At 36.6% G+C, this 19,579-nt stretch carries 17 protein-coding genes; 9 read left to right on the top strand and 8 right to left on the bottom strand.

The window, feature by feature from the left end; all coding sequences use genetic code 11:
• Window positions 1-2: 2 nt before the first annotated feature.
• From ACYQ1I_RS02420 to ACYQ1I_RS02385, 8 genes are all read right to left on the bottom strand, one after another.
• Entirely contained in the window at window positions 3-839 is an 837-nt protein-coding gene (locus ACYQ1I_RS02420; protein WP_459762106.1) for a beta/alpha barrel domain-containing protein, read from the bottom strand.
• Window positions 840-2,414: a hypothetical protein gene (locus tag ACYQ1I_RS02415; RefSeq protein WP_459762104.1), complete on the bottom strand. Its 1,575-nt coding sequence runs from the start codon at window positions 2,412-2,414 to the stop codon at window positions 840-842.
• 314 nt (window positions 2,415-2,728) lie between these two features.
• On the bottom strand, window positions 2,729-3,502 hold the full coding sequence (locus tag ACYQ1I_RS02410) for a MurR/RpiR family transcriptional regulator (protein WP_459762102.1): 774 nt from the start codon (window positions 3,500-3,502) through the stop codon (window positions 2,729-2,731).
• A 238-nt stretch (window positions 3,503-3,740) separates the two neighbouring features.
• Window positions 3,741-5,066 carry a 6-phospho-alpha-glucosidase gene (locus tag ACYQ1I_RS02405; protein WP_459762100.1) on the bottom strand — a complete coding sequence of 442 codons (1,326 nt, stop codon included), beginning with the start codon at window positions 5,064-5,066 and terminating at the stop codon, window positions 3,741-3,743.
• Window positions 5,067-5,122: 56 nt separating this feature from the next.
• Window positions 5,123-6,712: an alpha-glucoside-specific PTS transporter subunit IIBC gene (locus ACYQ1I_RS02400; protein ID WP_459762098.1), complete on the bottom strand. Its 1,590-nt coding sequence runs from the start codon at window positions 6,710-6,712 to the stop codon at window positions 5,123-5,125.
• Between the two features lie 321 nt (window positions 6,713-7,033).
• The gene (locus ACYQ1I_RS02395) at window positions 7,034-8,143 is read right to left on the bottom strand and encodes a DUF3810 domain-containing protein (protein WP_459762096.1); all 1,110 of its coding nucleotides are present in this window, start codon (window positions 8,141-8,143) and stop codon (window positions 7,034-7,036) included.
• 218 nt (window positions 8,144-8,361) lie between these two features.
• Window positions 8,362-9,303, bottom strand: a complete 942-nt coding sequence (locus ACYQ1I_RS02390) for a bifunctional helix-turn-helix transcriptional regulator/GNAT family N-acetyltransferase (protein ID WP_459762094.1) — start codon at window positions 9,301-9,303, stop codon at window positions 8,362-8,364.
• Between the two features lie 114 nt (window positions 9,304-9,417).
• Window positions 9,418-10,830, bottom strand: coding sequence for an MATE family efflux transporter (locus ACYQ1I_RS02385; RefSeq protein WP_459762092.1), 1,413 nt, complete (start codon window positions 10,828-10,830; stop codon window positions 9,418-9,420).
• A 291-nt stretch (window positions 10,831-11,121) separates the two neighbouring features.
• On the opposite strand from ACYQ1I_RS02385, the gene ACYQ1I_RS02380 reads away from it, so the two are divergent.
• The 9 genes from ACYQ1I_RS02380 to ACYQ1I_RS02340 all read left to right on the top strand — a co-directional run bounded on the left by ACYQ1I_RS02380 (window position 11,122) and on the right by ACYQ1I_RS02340 (window position 19,422).
• Window positions 11,122-11,802 carry an AraC family transcriptional regulator gene (locus ACYQ1I_RS02380; protein ID WP_459762090.1) on the top strand — a complete coding sequence of 227 codons (681 nt, stop codon included), beginning with the start codon at window positions 11,122-11,124 and terminating at the stop codon, window positions 11,800-11,802.
• Window positions 11,803-11,827: 25 nt separating this feature from the next.
• Entirely contained in the window at window positions 11,828-11,983 is a 156-nt protein-coding gene (locus ACYQ1I_RS02375; protein WP_459762089.1) for a GyrI-like domain-containing protein, read from the top strand.
• A gap of 266 nt (window positions 11,984-12,249) precedes the next feature.
• Window positions 12,250-12,933, top strand: a complete 684-nt coding sequence (locus ACYQ1I_RS02370) for a response regulator transcription factor (protein WP_459762087.1) — start codon at window positions 12,250-12,252, stop codon at window positions 12,931-12,933.
• Window positions 12,934-12,994: 61 nt separating this feature from the next.
• The gene (locus ACYQ1I_RS02365; protein ID WP_459762085.1) at window positions 12,995-14,833 is read left to right on the top strand and encodes a HAMP domain-containing sensor histidine kinase; all 1,839 of its coding nucleotides are present in this window, start codon (window positions 12,995-12,997) and stop codon (window positions 14,831-14,833) included.
• 170 nt (window positions 14,834-15,003) lie between these two features.
• The gene (locus ACYQ1I_RS02360; protein WP_459762083.1) at window positions 15,004-15,168 is read left to right on the top strand and encodes a hypothetical protein; all 165 of its coding nucleotides are present in this window, start codon (window positions 15,004-15,006) and stop codon (window positions 15,166-15,168) included.
• Window positions 15,134-16,369 carry an ABC transporter substrate-binding protein gene (locus ACYQ1I_RS02355; protein WP_459762081.1) on the top strand — a complete coding sequence of 412 codons (1,236 nt, stop codon included), beginning with the start codon at window positions 15,134-15,136 and terminating at the stop codon, window positions 16,367-16,369. The genes ACYQ1I_RS02360 and ACYQ1I_RS02355 overlap by 35 nt, the downstream gene beginning before the upstream one ends.
• Before the next feature lie 28 nt (window positions 16,370-16,397).
• Window positions 16,398-17,252 carry a carbohydrate ABC transporter permease gene (locus tag ACYQ1I_RS02350; RefSeq protein ID WP_459762079.1) on the top strand — a complete coding sequence of 285 codons (855 nt, stop codon included), beginning with the start codon at window positions 16,398-16,400 and terminating at the stop codon, window positions 17,250-17,252.
• A 10-nt stretch (window positions 17,253-17,262) separates the two neighbouring features.
• Window positions 17,263-18,135: a carbohydrate ABC transporter permease gene (locus ACYQ1I_RS02345; protein WP_459762077.1), complete on the top strand. Its 873-nt coding sequence runs from the start codon at window positions 17,263-17,265 to the stop codon at window positions 18,133-18,135.
• Between the two features lie 6 nt (window positions 18,136-18,141).
• Window positions 18,142-19,422 (top strand): efflux RND transporter periplasmic adaptor subunit, encoded by a 1,281-nt coding sequence (locus ACYQ1I_RS02340; RefSeq protein WP_459762075.1) that lies wholly within the window; start codon window positions 18,142-18,144, stop codon window positions 19,420-19,422.
• The last annotated feature ends 157 nt before the right edge of the window (window positions 19,423-19,579 follow it).

Here is a 19,579-nt window from a genome sequence, read left to right as displayed (position 1 = left end):
TCCTAAGAAATAAAGTTTTTTACAACTTCCTGTGCAGATTTTCTTACGGCATCATCTATGGCAGTACCTACTACCAGTATGTTTACACCTGTATTCATAAAGGCTTTGTAGTTTGAAAGGTTAATTCCTCCTTCTGCAAGGGTTGGAACATTTACTGCATTCACTAATGCCTCTAATCTTTCCTTAACAACAGGGTGAATTTCCCCTGCCTGGGCTCCTTCATAGCTCATTCCAGTCATTAGCCCTATTAAATCTACCCCTATGCCTTCCATGCTTTTGGCTACCTCAGCAACCTCCTCAGGGGTTCTTGCTGGAAGTCCAAAGGTATGAAGATCATCTGGGTGCCCTATATAGGCGTCAACCAGAAGGCCATATTTATGAGCCTTTTCAACCACCTCTTTTAAATCCTCCAGACTAGCTTTATGAATGTGAAGTCCATCGGCACCGGCTCTGGATAATTCCATGAAAACTTCCTCTTTGATTTCAGTAGGGACTATTTCGCAGAAGCCCCCTGGAATACCCACTGTAATATAGATATCTTTATCTACTACATTTCTAATACCCTGGGTCACCTTAATCATTTCTTCCATTGGCACTTCATGTCTTATGGCTTCTGCATCATGCATGCTTGTAACACCCTTTAATCCTCTGGCCAATACCACAGCAGGATGATTTGGTTCAAGCATTTTTACACCAGCATCTACCACAGCCTTAGCAAGTCTTGCATCATCTCCTGTGATTCCTGTACTCAATAGTGTTGTTCCATTGTGGGCTTTTATCGCATCTTTTACCTTCTGCAAGGCAACTTTTCTCTTTTTCTCCATATCAGCAGCAAACATTTATACTTCCTCCCTTTTTTGTCTTTGTCTTGCTAGTTTATTAGCAAAGACAGTAATTAAGAATGATGATACCAGGGCAATTCCCATACTTATGGCAAATCCCATCGGTTTATTGGCAAGAACTGGCGCAGTAATTGATGGAACATAGGCTGTACCCCTAACATCGAATAAACCAACAAACATTCCTGATAAAGCTCCTGACAGCATCGCTCCTATAAACACAATTTTATCTGAAAACATAAATGGATAAGATGCTTCAACAAAGGTACCAAAGGCCATGTTGATTATAAATCCTGGTGCAGCTATAGCTGATTCACTTTTCTGTTTTGGATAGATGATATTTGCTAATGTGATACCAGCTGAAACCATAACTAATGCTGTCATATCAATGGCTCCTAAGAAGCTTGAGCCTGTTTTTTCCATTTCAAGCAATACGATGGGCAGTATAGCAGCATGATATACTCCCCCTATAATTGCTGGCCACATCAAAAGCCCTGCAACTGCTCCTGCCAAAATTGCATTATAGCCTATGGCTACTTCTATTACATACCTTACTCCATTACCAAATTTCAATGCCAATGGTGCAATTAAGAAAAATACTAATAATCCTGCTATCAGTCCTGAAAGACCACCTGCTACTATATTGGCAGTTGTTCCTGGAAAATTCCAACCAAGGGCCAACCTGATTAAATAAATAGCCAGCACCCCTGCTAAAATACCTCCAATTAATCCACCAATTAGTCCACCATCTATGGATAGCATCCCTGCCACTACCCCTGCTACGATACCTACCTCGTCTAGTCCAGAAACCTGCTTTGCAGCCAGGGCAGCCACCATTACAGGAAGTCCTTTAATGATTAAATCAAATGCATCTCCCAAGCCGCCCAGGCCTGGTACCTTACTTAGGGCCAATGTGATGGCCATGGCAATGAATCCTGGCAATGCCGCCATCATAATACCCCTAAAGCTGATTCTTTGTAATATCCCTTTGTCCATATCTTCCGTTGAGCTTGAGGATGAGCCAATTACAGGTTTGTACTTAATACCCCAGAATTTACTGAGGGCTTGAATAGCCGCAACCGCTCTGGTTCTATTTGTGGTCCCGGTGGTACCTGAGGTGGCGATAACTTTTCCGCCCATGGATTGTACTGTTGCCATAGAAGCGCCACCAGTACCAGCTATAGGTACCTTCTTTTCCGCCGCTGCTTTTATAGCCAGCTTATTAGCTCCCTTTGGATCAGAGCTAACTAAAATGATTCCATGGATTTTTTCATCCAGAATTTGTTTTGCAATGCTTTCATCCATGGCTTCTGCATCTACATTGATGTCCTTTAATACTTTTTCCTCTGAAAATACTACTTGCTTTGCTTCTAAATCCCAGCTGTATAACCTTGCTAACGTTTTCTCATTGGCGTTATCCATAGAAGCCTTAGCACCAATAAATTGGACGGCTCCTATTTCAAGACCTGCTACTTTTGCCTGTCTTTCAATTTCTTCAATTAGCTTTAGGGGATCTTTGCCTCCTAAATTATAGAGGTTTCCACCACTACTACCTAGTATTGCAATCCTTTTCATTTAGCCTCCTCCTCCATTCCGTTTTAATTGTACGTATAATATTTGTACGTATATTTATTATATATTAAATATACGTATAAATCAATAGTAGTTCATTTACTTTTTTTGAGCTATTTAAAAATTTTGATATTTCCTTCTTTTCATATAGTGATCCCTTTATCTACTATATATTCTAAGCATAAATATAGAGATATCAGCTCCCTTTGATCTATCAGGCATATACTAATTGCGCTTTGAGCCAATTTTTATATACCTTGAATCAAAATGGTGCCGGTATCTCTAGGTGTATAATTAAGAAATTTGATAATAGCAGTCTATTCGATTTTATCCTTATTTTGCATTAGCTTACATATCAGGTATTGTCTACACAATACCTCCCCCACTATATAAAAGGGAATGAAGGTGGTCAATTTTTTAATGGCGGTGGGCACACTGGAAACGGTAGCATATAAATTATAAGAGGCCATGCTAGACAGGTAGTTTGATTCTAGGTTGGTCATGGAAACAACGGTTATGCCCTTTGCCTTCAGCTGCTTCATGATAGGAAATAAAACCTTTGAATTGCCCGACAGGGAAATAATGATGATGACATCCTCCTGGTTAAGATCCCCCAGAATTGACTCAATTTGTTCATTATCATGGATCATATACAGGTACTCATTAATTGCCATAAAGTTTCGCTGTAATTCCTTTGCAACATTCATCTGGGAATATCCTGTTCCGTATAAAAAAATCCGTCTTGCCTTGTACAACACCTGGCAAATTTCATTAATCTGATCTAAATTCAGGTGCTTTATGGTAGCTTCAATATCCTCAATTAATACGGTGGTTATAGGCTTTTCAGGCAAGTCATGATAATTCTGCTCATTTTCCCATTTTAAGAAATATTTAAATTCACTATAGCCGCTGAAGCCTAATTTTTTTGTAAATCTCAGTAGTGAAGACTTAGAAACACTGCACTTATGTGCCAGATCGGCAATGCCTAGATTGGCAACTCTTTTTTGATTGTTACAGATATAGTTTAATATATATAAATCATTTTCATTCAGCTTATCATAATGTTTATTTACAAGCTGCTCAAGCTTCATGCTACTCCCCCCCTTGTAGATTTACATATATACTATCATTCTGCCTTTCATTCATCAATAGAGTCAATTTGAGAGATCCTTGTCACCGGAGCAGCGCAACTCCTAATGATGTTTCCTTAATGAAAACCAATGTTGCCAGTCATGGAATGCAATTTAAGGATAGGGTATTTTTGCCCCTATCCTTTGAATTATTGTATTAATCGATTTCTAAAAGCGGAATCTATGGGTTATTTACTTTTTATCTTAACGGAGGCCAGTAGTCACGATTGACCTCCATTAGTTCATCTAAAATTTCCTTTGCTACCCTGGCACTGGGGACGGTTTTAGAAAGGGTTATGGCCTGCCATAATTTCTGATAAGACCCCTCTATCCAGGCCTCTACCACCAGCTTTTCCACCGATACCTGCTGCTCCATCAGCCCTTTTTGAAATTGTGGAATTTTTCCCACAGATAAGGGCTCTGGCCCCTGGCTTCCTACAATACAGGGGACCTCTACCATGGCGGTGGAATCAAAGTTTTCGATCACTCCTTGATTAGGTACGATCAACAGCATTCTTTCATGGGTATTGAAGGCAATGGCCCTGGCTAAATCTACAATATAAGAGGCATGCTCATCTATTTCCAATTCGTATTCTTCGGTGGATCTGTTTTTAATAATACCTTTGCAGGCCCCAAACACCAGCTTTTCCCTTCCATCCATCACCTCGTTGGCCCTTGTATAGCTTTTATCTGAATGGGCTACAACATAATCAGGAAACAGGTAATATTTTAAATAGGTATTGGGCAGTGTATCGGGGTCAACTGCATAAACATCCCTTGCCTTGGCAAAGGTATCATTCCAGCTTGCATCGACATGCTGCCGGTCTCCCTTGGGTACCACATACCCATATTGGGCCACGTGCTCCTTGAGCCTGGGCATCAGGTCGTTCCCTTCCCGATCACGAATATCTGTCCACCAGCCAAAGTGATTAAGGCCATAGTACCGAACACACATATCTTTCCTGGACCTTAAACCTAAAATTTCAGCCATCCTGGCTTCTATTCCAATAGGCATGTCGCAGATATTTAATATTCTTGAATTGGGCCGCAGCCTGCGGGTGGCCTCTGCAACAATTGCAGCCGGGTTTGAATAATTCAGCATCCAGGCGTGGGGTGAGTACTTTTCCATATAATCTAAAATCTCAATGACACCGCCAATCGATCTCATTCCATAGGCGATTCCCCCTGGGCCACAGGTTTCCTGCCCCACCACACCATATTTAAGGGGAATTTTTTCATCCAATTCCCTCATGGCATATTTCCCAACTCGAATATGGGCCATAACAAAATCCACATCTGTAAAGGCCTCCCGGGGGTCGGTGGTGGCTATAAACTGAATCTGTGGAGCCCTTTCCTTCAAAATAATCTTACAGGCCCCGGCAATGATGTCCTGCCTTTCCTGATCATTATCATAGAATTTAAGCATTCTAATGGGCAGCTTATCTAAATTTTGAAGCAGCATTAATACAATTCCTGGGGTAAAGGTGCTTCCTCCCCCAGCCACTACAATTGAAAATTTTTTCATAGTCTAATCCTCCCTCTAGGCTACTGTCATTTATAACATAGGACATAGGTTATACTTTATTGCCGTGATGTTTCTTCCTCTAAAAGCTCCTCAAACTTCTCCCTTACAAGGGATACCGATGTCCCTACTATTACCTGCACACTTTTTCCCTTATGTACTAATCCAAGGGCCCCTGCGTTTTTGAAGAAGGATGCCGGCTTTACCCTGGCTTCGTCGGCCACATTGATCCGCAGCCGAGAAAAACAATTGGTTATATCGACTATATTATCCCTTCCTCCCAAACCTTCTAAAAATGCCCTGGCCTTCTGGTCTGCCTCTTGAGCAGCCCCCTCGACAGTGCCCTTTTTCTCTCTATACTCCTGCTTTGTATACAGCTTTGTTTCAGTATCGCTCTTTTCTCTGCCCGGCAAGGGGATATCAAACCTTAATATCAAATGCCGAAATACAAAATAATAAATTGCCATAAAGCCAAAACCCACTATAAATTGCATTACATAGGTCTGCCAGTGATTTGAAAAGAGGGGTATCCAATTACTGGTAGCCACTTCAATTAGCCCTCCTCCCATATTACCCACTAATCCAAAGGCGTTCATGACGGTACTCATGGTGGCGGCTAGAATTGCATGAATAGCAAATAAATAGGGGGCAATGAAAAGAAAGGTAAATTCAATGGGCTCTGTTATGCCCGATACCACTGAGGTCAGTGTTGCAGCCAGTAAGAGGGCACCGACCTTTTTTCTCTTTTCTGGTTTTGCAGTACGATACATGGCATAGGCCAGGCCGGGAATACCAAACATTTTTACATTACCATGCAAAGTAAACCTCGCCTGGGGAAACAATTCCTTAAGGGGTGCAGCTGATTGGGCAAATTCACTTAGGTGTGATATCCAATAAGGTGTAATTCCCTCCGATATCACAGCAGGACCATACTGGAACGGTGTATATACAAAATGGTGTAATCCTGTAGGGATTAAGATCCGCTCCAGGAAGTGGAATATCCAGACTCCCACAAGACCCGTTGCCTTGATGAAATATTGCATAGATAAAATCCCCCGTTGAACGATGGGCCAAAGCCCCGCTGTAATAAAGGCACAGGGTATCATTAAGACGAAGGAAATGGCAACAACAATGGGGGTTCCCTGGAAGGTCCCCAAAAATTCGGGTATTTGCTTATCAAAGTACCGATTATGAAGCCAGACGATAATAGCAGCAATCACGATGGCTCCAATGATGCCGGTATCCAGGGTTTTGATGCCCGCTATGGACTTTAATCCACTGGTCCCCCCCGAATCAACCCCAAAATCCACTCCGAAGTTGCTTCCCCATGTACTTAAAATTCCATTGATGAAATAATTGTACATAATATAGCCCATAAAGGCTTCCAGGACAGCCTTTGCCTGGGCTTTTTTGGCCAAGGATATGGGCAGTCCAATCAAAAAGACCAGTTCCATTTGATTAAAGACTGCCCAGCCTCCTGTTTCAATGAGGTGCCATATACTTTTCCATAGTGTCCCCTCTGCTGCCAAGGACCCCATAATGTCAGGATTTTGAAAAAGGGTGGCAAAGCCCACTACAATTCCGAAAAAGGGAAAAAGCATTACAGGTACAATCATAGCACTACCAAATCTTTGAATCTTTTGCATCATTTCGATATCCCTCCCAATAAATTGAATTTGTAAAAGTACAATTCATTTATAGCATGTATGAATATCGTTTTCAATCAATTCAGAATTTAAGACTTGTTGTGCCCGTTCAAGTTACTTTTCTCAATTTATGGGATTTTTCCCAGCGTTGTCATATCTTCTTTTTCTCTTTATAAGAATTAAAACTGCCAGCTAAAAAGCACCTTTAGCTGGCAGAGAATTCATAACCTGATTCAGGCATATTTAATTTTATCATTCACCATTTCAAAACGAGAGTAGCCTAAGGAGAATCATACAAAAGCAAGGTGATGAAGGAAGCTTTATTTAAATTTCCCCGTAGGTTAAATAATGGGCCAGCAGTAAATCCACCATCCGTCCATAGCTTTGAATCCCTTCTTTTTGCCCATTACTTTTTAAATAAGTGTCATTCACCCTGTTGGCAGTTTCGTTAATTGGGCCTTCGTAGTCCCTCCAAAATTCTGAGTAGGCCATAAGGTCTCGACTAAGCTCTGACGAATAGGCATCCCTTAATTGAGCGGCTAACAGCGGAGATTGTCTGTGGAGGGCATTCATACTGTTTAATAGGGCTAGAATAATTCCTGAATATTGAAAATCAATGTCTGGATGAACCGATGCTGTTAAATAGGCAATATAATTGGCCTCGTCTTCACTGGCAAAGCCCCTTTGGTGGGCCATCTCATGGAGAACCGTAGCAGGCAGTAGTAAATCCGGTACGGCAACATTCACATTTACCTCTGCAGTAAAGGGAAAATACATTCCAGTAATGCCGGTATATAGCATTGGCTTTGAAAGAATTATAGCCTTAGGTTTGCCATAGTTTCCTGCAAAGGCCTTAATATCCTTTCCAGCTATAAAATAGCCCTCTTTGGCCCTGGAAAATACATCCCGGTACCCCCCCTGGATATGCATTACCCCATGCTCATCCTCTAATATGGCTCCTCTTAAACTATTTCCCCTTTCAATCAAAGCCAGGTTTAATTCATAGAGCTGCTCCACTGAATAAGGCTCAAGTTTTAGGCCTGTTATTTCGGCAATAGAAATTCTGCTATAGTTCAGCCCCCACATCAGCATAAAAATAATATATAATAGACAAATATATTGGAAAATCCGATATAGAAAGAGTAAAGATCCGCCTTTTAGGAGCTTGTAAATTAAAATTCCCACCACCACTGGTATGGCAATTAAGTGTATGATATAGACGATTTCCCCCAAGGAAAAGGGAAACATACCGGTTATCTGGCTTATTCCCTGGAGCAACCACTTATTAATACCAAGAGAATAATATTTTTCTAAAAGCCACCCCTGCCCCTTCAAAATTTTGCTCAATAGAAAACACCCCAAAGCTATAATGGGCAATATGGGCAAAAATAATTTTCTTTTAGATTTGATTTTTTCCGTTAAAGAATGACTCATGGTTCCGACTCCTTAGAATTCAATTTCTATAGATTATTAGTCTGGTAGCTCAATTGTAGCTGTTCATTACTTGCCCTGTCAAGTAAATATGACTTTCAATTGATATTCTAACCAACTATACCCATATACCTTAAGTGTCCACTATTTCTTTGATTCCATCGAAAAACATTTTATTTATAGGAGTTGGAAGGTGATAAAGATGAAGCCTTTATTACCAGCTAGTTCTCATTATGGTCAGGAATTAACTCAAAGGTTTGTTCAACCAGGGTTTTTCCCCATCCACTGCTTTCATGCTCCGATACTTTTCTAAATCCGGCCCTTGTATACATACTAATAGCTGTTTCTTGATCCTCTGTTGTCTCAAGGAAAACCCGCTTAAATTTCTTTTCATAGCAATATTCTACGGCTTTTTCCAGTAAGGTTTTACCTAATCCTATACCTCTATAACGGGGATGTAGAATAAACCATCTTAGTTGAGCCACCTCGGGGGAATGGCCTAATATTGCAATGGCCCCAACGATTTCATCCTTCACCTCGGCAAGCCAGAATCGGTCAAGATCAGGCCGGGGGCTTTGAAAGAAATCATAAAAGGTTTTACAGACATAGCCTTCAAACCCGTGATTGTATCCACATTCCTGGGCATAAATCCACCCATGCAGATAAATTAATTGTCCCACGTCCCCTGGCTTTAGGGTAGATCGAATTGATATTTTCGTTGAATCCGGCTTTCCTGAAAGGGTTTCTTCAACCATCTCCATTCCCTTCACCAGCCTTTTCTGATCAACATCTGACAATTGGTTCAGCATTTGATGTATTTGCTGATCAGACAGCTCGTTCAAATTTAAAAGGGTTTGTCGTCCCTTATCGGTAAGATAAAGAAGATATAGCCGACCATCTTCAGTAGACCTTACCCGATAAGTAAGCCCCTGCTTTTCAAAACCCTTAATTATTCTGCTCAAATAGCCTGGGTCAATCCTTAAGACCTCAATCAATTTTTTGGCTGTACAGCCCTCTGAATGACCAATTTCATATAAAATTCGAGCCTCTGACAGAGAATAATCACTGTCAAGCATGTGTTGATCCAGCAATCCCAATACATTGGTGTAAAACCGGTTAAACCTCCGAATTGTATGGATGGTTGATTGATAAATGCTATTCATGGTACTTCCTCCTCTTAAATCGATTTAATCTATTATACCGACAAATAGTTGCCAAAGTCAACTATTTATTTGACTTTAGCAACTATTTTAGAAGAAGTCCCTATTTCCTTTGATTTAAGAGATATTCTCCAGCCTTTTAAGGGTTTGAATATCGATCTCTTGTTCTTTTTTCTGTAGCAGTCTAAATTCCTTTTTCACCATCATATTAGTCCATATGACAATAATTAGATCAATTGCAAAGGTACCATAATAAACCCCGGCCACACCAATTTTCTTTGGTAATATCAACATCACAGGAATATAGAAGATCAACTGTCTAACAATACCAATGACAGCCGCAGGCCTTCCCTTATCAATTGCAGGGAAAAAGGTCATTGCCATAAAGATTGATGAAAGGATCGGTAAAATCAACATATATATTCTAAAATACAGTAAATCCTGCCCCACTAGTATTCTGTCCGGCAGCATTGATCCTAAAATGGCCTGGGGAGCAGCCATGGAAATTACCCAAAAGGGTAATGTTAACAGAACAGAAGTAAAGGTAAAGATTTTAAAGGAGCTGATTACTCGATGATACTGCTTAGCACCAAAATTAATTCCAATCACTGGCTGTAATGCCCGCATCAGACCAAAGATAGGTGTAAGTAAGAAGGTAAAAATTCGATAGACTGCACCATAAAAGGCTATATCAAGGGTTGTTCCATATCTAGACAGTGCATTAAAAACCACCACTGCCTGCACCAGGTTCATTACACTCATAATCAGCGAAGACATCCCCAACCCTATGATGGACTTAATAAGCTCCTTGTCCCTGGAAAAACTTATTAAATTTGTTTCAAAGGAAGCATGTCCTCTGCCAAAATATAACCACCCCATAAGGGTGTAGACCAGCATTCCTACATTTGTTCCCCAGGCAACCCCGGCTACCCCCATATCAAGTACCACAATAAAAAGATAATTGGCAAAAACATTGACTACTAATCCGATTCCCATCATCACCGCTGCCGATTTCATCTTTCCCTCTGCCCGTATAATCATATTGCCTGCCAGGCCATAAACCCAGAAAAAGGCCCCTAAAATTGTAATTCTGAAATATTCGTCTCCCAAAATCAGAGCCTCTCCTGTTCCGCCCATCATTTTCATCAATTGGGTTGAGAAAAGCAGTCCCAGGACCATATAGACAATTGTAACGATAATAGATAAATAATTTACATTTCCCAGTAATTTCAACTGGGTCTTTTTATCTTCCCTCCCCAGGGCAATACTTAAGGCAGACCCTGCTCCCACCCCAATCAATGACCCAAGAGCTACGCTGATTTGTGAGAGGGGATAGGCCACCGAAACCCCCGCCAGGGCTGCTTCCCCCACATAACGTCCCACAAAAAAAGCATCTAACACCGAATTTAATCCGAACAAAACCATGGCCACTACAGCAGGCCATGATAGTTGAAGCATAACCCTCCATAGATTATTAGACAAAATTAATTCCCGCTGTTTTTCTTTTTGACTGACTACAGCTTGACTCATATTTAAATCCTCCTTATAAAGCTTAAATTGTATTTTTATGGCAAAAAGTAAGTTAGAGTAAACTAACCAAATTTACTTTATCATGTTTTATCAAATTCTGCTGCTCCAAACAGTTTTTTTTGCTCCGAAATCACTTTCTTTTATTTGAATCAGTATTTGATAAGATAATATAAAATTCTGTAGCCATTTTAATCGTAGCTGCTATAATTAAAACAAAAGACAGTTTTGTGCATGGAATGGAAGGCGCTTTCTTTCAATAGATGTTAATCTTGAAGATAAGGAGATGATGTGATGGAATGGCTTGAGCGATTGAATCAATCTATTAATTACCTGGAGGAAAACCTGGCAAATACGATTAGCTATGAAAGGGCGGCTCAAATAGCCTGTTGTTCAACCTTTCATTTTCAAAGGATGTTTTCATATATTGCAGGGGTTCCTTTGTCAGAATACATACGCCGAAGACGTATGACAGCGGCCGCCTTTGATTTACAAACCACCGATATGAAAATTGTTGATCTGGCTTTGAAGTATGGTTACGATTCGCCAACCTCCTTCAACCGCGCTTTTCAAAGTATTCACGGGGTTTCCCCCTCCTCTGCCAGGGCAGAGGGAACCCATCTTAAGGCCTATCCTCGCATTAGCTTCACAATTTCAATCAAAGGAGATGTAGAAATGAATTACAGAATTGAAAAAAAGGAGTCCTTTAGAATTGTTGGAGTTAAAGAGCAAATGAATACCAATGTGGAGGAAAGCTTTAAAAGGGTACCCCTATTCTGGCAGGAGACTGCCCAGGCCGGGATGATGCCTAAAATTGTTGGCATGATGAATCAATCCCCCTTTGGCCTGTTGGGAGTCAGTACCTGTATGAATGAGACGGATTTTGATTATTATATTGCAGTTCCATCTGATTTGCCTGTTCCTACAGGAATGGTGGACTACCAGGTGCCTGCAGCCACCTGGGCTATTTTTTGAATGTGTCGGTCCCCTTCCCCAGGCCATGCAGTCCCTTCAGAAAAGGATTATTACCGAATGGCTGCCCACTTCAGGCTATGAATATGCCGATGCACCTGATATTGAAGTCTATACCGATGGAGACCAGCAGTCTCCCACCTACCAGTCAGAAATATGGCTTCCGGTGGTCAAGAAAAAATAAGACTTTACCCATAATTAGGCAATCTGGCGAGCAAGGCTCTATCTCTGGCAGCAAAGCCAATCCAGCAGGATTGGCTTCGGAGATATTGCTATGGGTCGGTACTTCTAGAGACGCATTACCTCTCATACTCGTAGAAAGCTTTGAATGTACTGGCACTGAACAGCGATTTGCTGGTAGATAAAGGTTAAGTATACTTACTTTTTTATTTACTTCGGATAATTTATAATATAAAGGAAAATGTCAGCAAAATGAGGTGTAAAATATAAGTGGAAAAGATACTTGTTGTGGATGACAATATTCAGCTAGTAGAGACGATTTCAATTTATTTAGAAAATGCAGGATTTCAGGTATTTCAGTCTTATAATGGGAAATGTGCATTGGATTATTTAAATTTACATGAAATAGATTTGATAATAATGGATATTATGATGCCGGAGAAAGATGGTATAAGTGTTACTAAAGAATTAAGAGCTAAGGATAATATACCTATAATACTATTATCGGCAAAATCTGAAGAAAAAGATAAAGTTGAAGGCTTAGACTCGGGTGCTGATGATTATATTACTAAGCCATTTAGCAAAGATGAATTAATTGCAAGAGTTAAGGCTCAATTACGCAGATATAAAAATTTAAACAAAATGCCCTCTAGAGATTCTGAAATTCTCATTAGAGGATTAAAAATCGATTACGACAGTAAAACTGTAACTTTAAATGATGATATCATCAACTTGACTCCAACAGAGTTTAAAATATTGTATCTGCTGGCACGAAATAAAGGAAAAGTTTTGTCTATAAAGATGATTTATGAAAGTGTATGGGAGCAAGAATTTTTAAATTCGGAAAATACTGTTATGTTTCATATAAGCAATTTAAGATCGAAACTTGAAATCGATGTGAAAAAACCAATGTATTTGAAGGTAGTTTGGGGACAAGGATATATGGTGGATTAAAATGATGAAGAGGAAAACAATCAATATAGTTCTATATATTATTTCTATATTTCTAATCAGCATGAGTATAGTACTTTCTATATCAATTTGGAATAATAGAAGCCTATTTTTTGATGAGCTTATATATTCTAAAACTAATTACAATTATTATGTCAAATTAATCTATGATTCAATTAAAAATGATGATTTTACTAATGAGAAATTATCAGACTATTCCTTCGTATATTACAATTTTTTTATTGATGGCGAATGGTATACAAATTTACCCGATGATAGTAGTGTTATCGAAAATAAAGAGGTCATCTCCGTATATGTAAAGGAGAATGTAAATGCTAAAGACTATATATTCGAATCCAATAGTGAATATTCTATCCTAAATGAGTCTCATGATCAAGCTGATGAAATCTTTGTAGATGGATATATATATATTGATATGTCTAAGAACTTGTACGGCCCTCTTCAATTTTCCATTAAGCAGGATCTCAAACTTCAATCTATATTATATTTTGATTGTATCTCTCTTCTTATTGCTATATCTATTGGTTTGATTTTATTTTTAAAGAATTTTAAATATGGACAGAAATATATATCAGATAAATTGGATTTTATCCCTATCGATATAAAGTGTATAACATTTATATTTTTGATCATGCTTTTTTTTATTTTTTTACCTGTATATATAGATACCTTTAGAGTTTTTTTCCATTTAAGAAGAAGGATAATATTATTTAGTCTATCGACTGTTTTAACCGTCTTAGGAACAATTTTTCTATTAGATATATTATGTATCATATTATTACATAGAAATAATCCTATAGAATTAAAGAATAAATGGGACAATAGATATTTTAGAAATATACCTTTGGGGTTAAGCCTGTTTCTATTTCTAATTACACTATATATTGGAATGTTAAACAGCTTTAGTATGTTTGAATCCTTTATTAATAGATATTTTTTTGTAAGAGAAAATATATTAGTTTTAACGATTCATCTTTTAATCATGATCATATTATCTATTGCCATTTCAAGAATAATTAAGGCTAAAAACCGATATATCAATCTAGTAGTATCGGAAATAAGAGAGATCGCAGAAGGGAATTTAAAAAAGGATATAGCTGTTATAGGAAATGACAAGATATCTGATATCGCTCAAAATGTGAATTTAATAAAAAAGGAGTATATAAAGGCAATTGAGGAACAAAAAAAGAGTGAAAGATTAAAATATGAATTGATAACAAATATTTCCCATGACTTAAGATCCCCCCTTACTTCTATTATAAATTATCTAGATTTATCTAAAGCATTGGCATCAGAAGAAAAGTTAAAAAGATATATAGATGCAGCAGAGTCAAATTCTAAAACATTACATTTACTAATAGAAGATTTATTTGAATTGTCAAAAATGGAAAGCGGAAATATAAGACTTACCAAAAGCAATATAGACTTAATATTATTGTTAAAGCAAGTCGCTTATGAATATAATATTATCTGTAAAAAAGAGAAAAAGGAGATAGTGCTAGTATCTTCTTTAAGTGAAATTCAATATTTCTGCGATAATCTTAGTATTTCAAGATTATTTAATAATTTAATAGATAATGCTGTTAAGTATTCATTACCCGATACTAGGATATATATTGAGGTAAGTTCCTCTGATCAAGATATCAGAGTAGAGGTTAAAAATGTATCATCATATAAATTGGATTTTGATTTAGATGAATTATTTTTAAGGCTGAAGCGAGGAGATAAGGCAAGGACTACTGAAGGCTCAGGGCTTGGACTGGCAATTTCCAAAGGGATAGCTGTATTACATAATGGTGATATCTTGCTTAAAAAAGATGGGGATTTATTTAAAGCAATGGTCATTTTACCAATTTTAAACAATCATTTTGACAAGCTGTAGTGAAGGCATAAAAACTAATCTTTTAGATTTAGGCTGTCATTAGCGGAATAATCTTAAGGGATTCTTAAGAATAACATAAGTAATTCCTAAAATAATCTAAGAAATTCCTAAGATATAACCTCCTGTTTTTATTCTATAATATACGTAGATAAAAAGAGGAGGTTATTTATATGAAAAAAATTATATGGGTTTTGATTTTGTGCTTAATCATAATTTCCGGATGCTCACATAATCCAACTGGTGATAAAAACAACTCGGGTGAAATGCAGCCTACAGCCGCAAATAAAAAAGATAAAGTCATTGAAGGGGAAATTACAGTTTCCCCTCTTAGATGAAATTGAATTTGTCGATATTGCAGCTGAAATGTTTATGGAAAAATACCCTAATACCAATATAAAGGTGGAAACCTTCAGAAAAACTGAATTTATTGAAACATCTGATGGAGCTGTTATGTCCGTTGCACCATCTGAGGAATTTTCAACGGAAAACTACTTGCAGCAATTAAATACAAAAATGATATCAGGAAAAGCTGAGGATGTGATTTTAACATCTCTACTGCCAATGACAAAATATATCGAAATGGGTGCATTTGAGGATCTGACTCCTTACATAAAGGAAAAGGAAATGGATGATGAAAATTATTTCATGAATCTAATAAACCTGGGGAAAAGTGAAAAAGGTCAATTTCAAATTCCTTTAAGAGTATACTTTGACGTCATTTCCTTTGATAAGGAATTGGTTCTGGATTCAGGAATAAAACCTGATGAGAACTTAAAGACCATATCCTATTCAGATGCTCTTGAAATAGGGATCGCACTAGTGGATAATACCAACAGGGAAAACACTTATCTTTCAATTGGAAATAATGGCTATGAAGTAGCATATCGGTTAACAATGGACAATATTGATAAGTTTATTGATTTCGATAACAAGGAATTAAATTTTGATTCAAAAGAATTTGCAGATATTTTAAGATATGCAAAGAAACTTGATGAAGAAGGATATTTTGACAAAGGAACCATTGATTTTTATAACATGGAATACCATTTTGCCTATGATATTGATTTTCCCAATCAAGCTGCTGCATTTGCTTTATATGATGACAGCATAAGATATCAGTCAATGCCTATGTGTGATAAAAATGGGAAGGCACTGGGAAGGATGTCCTATGATTTTGGAATTAACAGCCAATCTCAAAATAAGGATTTAGCCTGGGAATTTATCTATTTCCTTATGAGTGAGGAAGTACAAAGTATGCCTTCATTTCACATGACAGGCATAAATAAAGCTGCCTTTGATGCTACTTCTGAAAGATATGCGAAAATGATGATTTCAGATGAAGAATATTTTGAAGTGGCTGATTATATAAAGCTTTTAAGGAGTTGGTATGATCAAATAGAGGTAGGTGAATTTACAGACAATTACTTAAAAGGACTTATATCTGAAGAAATAAACAAATATTTTGAAGGAGTAACTACAGTCGAAGAGACAGGTAAAAACATACAAAATAGAATTGATAAATATTTTAATGAATGATTATTAAAAAGAAAGGGGGAAAGGAACAATGAGAAGAAATAGGATAGCATATTTGATGCTCTTTGTAAGTTTATTTGGGTTTATGTTCTTCTATATCATTCCTTTCCTGATTTCTTTATTTTATGCTTTTATAGATAATCCTTTGAGCAAGAACTTTGTTGGACTCAATAATTATAGACAGTTATTCAGCAATAAATATTTCTTAAGAGGACTAAAAAATACGATTATTTTTATATCTATATCTATTCCTCTCAATATTATAATTTCCCTTGGACTGGCTATGATTTGCCATAAGATAAAAGCATTTAATAAATATTTCAGTTTAGTTTTTTTGATTCCACTGGCAATACCTTCGGCAACTACAGCATTTTTTTGGAAACAGATTTTTTCTTTAAATGGAATCTTAAATAAATTTTTAAGTACATTAGGTTTTGAACCTATTGATTGGTTATATAGCAAATATAGTATGTATATAATAGTTTTTATTTTCCTCTGGAAAAATATTGGCTATAATATGATACTTTTTATATCAGGTTTAAACAATATACCTAAGGCATATTATGAATGTGCTGATATAGAGGGGGCTAGCAGATTTCAAAAGTTCAGAATTGTAACTTTGACCTACCTTCTTCCCACATTTTTCTTAACATTTATTCTGACATTTATAAATTCCTTTAAAGTTTTTAAAGAAATTTATATTTTAACTGGAGACAATCCCCACGAGAATATATACATATTACAGCATTATATGAACAATATGTTTATGTCTCTTAATTATCCTAAATTAGTTAGTTCAATATCAGTTCTTATTACAGTTATAGTAAGTTTGATTACTATCATATTTGTATTTGAAGGTAGAGCCTCTAACAATTTATCTGAATAGGAGCAAAGGTATGATGAAAATTAGTATCAGAAAAATAATACATAGAATTTTAGTTACGATTTTTTTTGCTGCCGCTTTAATTTATATTTCGCCGCTGATTATTACTATCCTAAATTCCTTTATGACCCAAAGAGAAATCAGCGAAAATTTTGCCTTAGTCAAGACAATTTTTGAACCCGATAAGAGATTTGTTGACATAAGACTAATACCAAATCCCGTAAGTCTGGAGCAATATAGAAAATTATTGATTGAGACACCTGTTTTTCTTAAGGCTTTTTGGAATTCGGTGGGCATTACCCTACCAATCATAATTGGACAAGTTATCATATCAGCATTTGGGGCATATGGATTTACTGTTTTGGAATTCAGGTTTAAAAAAATACTGTTTTTTATGTACATTGTTGTAATGTTGCTTCCACTTCAGGTTACTTTATTACCCAATTATATAGTCGCTGATTTTTTTAATATAAAAGATAGTTATTTGGCAATTATTCTTCCTGCTATTTTTAATCCTCTAGGTGTTTTTCTACTTTATCAGCATATGAAACTTATTCCGAAGTCTTATTTAGAAGCTGCACAAATAGATGGTGCAAACCATCTTGAAATATTTTTTCATGTGGTGCTTCCAAATGTTATTGGAGGTATTGCTTCCATTGCAACATTAACATTTGTAGAATATTGGAATCTAATTGACCAAGGGATAATATTCATAACGGATAGGGGTAAACAGCCCCTTTCATTGTTTTTAGCTGGCATAGAGGAGACCCAATTGGGAATTTCATTTGCGGGATCTAGCTTTTATGTAATACCAATTTTAATTGTACTTTTTTATTGCCATGATTACCTTAAAAATGGTATTCAAACATCTGGGTTAAAGGGGTGATATTTTGTGAATCAAACAAAGAGACTCTCTATATCATTAGGAATATTTTTCTTTATAGCTTTAATACTGACCTTTTTTTCCAATACACTCTATAATCATAATTTACCTTTAGTTACTGTAATAATGCCGGGTAAGGGCAAGCTTGTTCATAGAGTAACAGCGAATTCTGAAATTTCATATGAGGATTCTTACAAGATTTATTCCCCTATAGAAGGAAGGATTGATGAAATATATGTAAGCAGAAATCAAGCTATCAATAAAGGTGATGCTATTATGAAAATTATTCCCGATGAATCAAAGGTTAATAATTTACAGCAAGATATAATTAGAAAAGAAAATGAAATCTCTTTGGCAGTATTAAAATTAAACGATTTATATGAAGAAAAAAAATTTATTGATGAAGCGGAAGCTTCAAACAAAAATATGAAGGAATTAAATTTTCAAAGAAAAGGTGAGGCAAAGCTGCATAAAGATAAGATTGAAAATGCAAAAGAGGAATATGAAAAGATTAAAAAATTATATGAAATGGGAGCAGAGCCTTATAGTAAACTTTTAGCTCAGGAAAACTTAATTGAATCTTTAATAACCGAATATGAAATTTATATGAAAGATATTTCGCTGCAAATAATGGAACTTGAGTTATCGATCAATGCTGGAAAGCTGGATCTGGAAAACTTAAAGAAGACTATGAATGATTATAAGGATAATGTTATCTATGCTGATTACAGCGGTATCATCAATTTGAACAAATTAGAAAGAAAAAGTATGATTTCAACTTCCTCTCCCATTGGTACAATTGCTATCATATCTGATAATTATATTTGTGAACTGAATATAGATAGCAAAGAAAGAGAAAAAATAAATCAAGATAGTACAGTAAAGATAAGAATTACAGGAATAAGCTCAGAAATCAAAGGGGAAATTTTATCCATAGACAAAATCGATGGTACGGATATTTTTGAGGTGAAAATTGGTATTAAATCTGAACAGAAGCTTTCTGGACAATCGTGTAAGGTTACAATTGAAAACACCAGTGAAATATATGATATCTTAGTGGATAATGCTGCGGTTAGAAAGGATTCAGAGGGATATTATATTTTTGTACTGAAGGAAGAAAAGGATCGCTTAAAGAAAAAATATACTATAAAAAGGGTAGCTGTTGAACTGTTAGAAAGTGATGAAAAATATTCTGCAATTGAAGGATTGCAACTTCTTGAACCTGTAGTTGTAAGGTCTGATAAAAATATATACAATGGAAATAGAGTTAAGTATGAAGAAAAGCAATAAATTGAATGAGAATCTATTAAAGTTATTTCCTTTTAAAATTGGCTAACAAAATGACTAACGGTTTTCATTATACAAAAAAACAGCTGCTTTAGCAGCTGCCCGTAATGGTTGGCGGAACTATTTAGTGCACCTTAAGACGCTATGCTGGTACAATGCC

The organism is Alkaliphilus crotonatoxidans (assembly GCF_054658015.1).
This window is presented reverse-complemented; position numbering and strand designations above follow the sequence as displayed.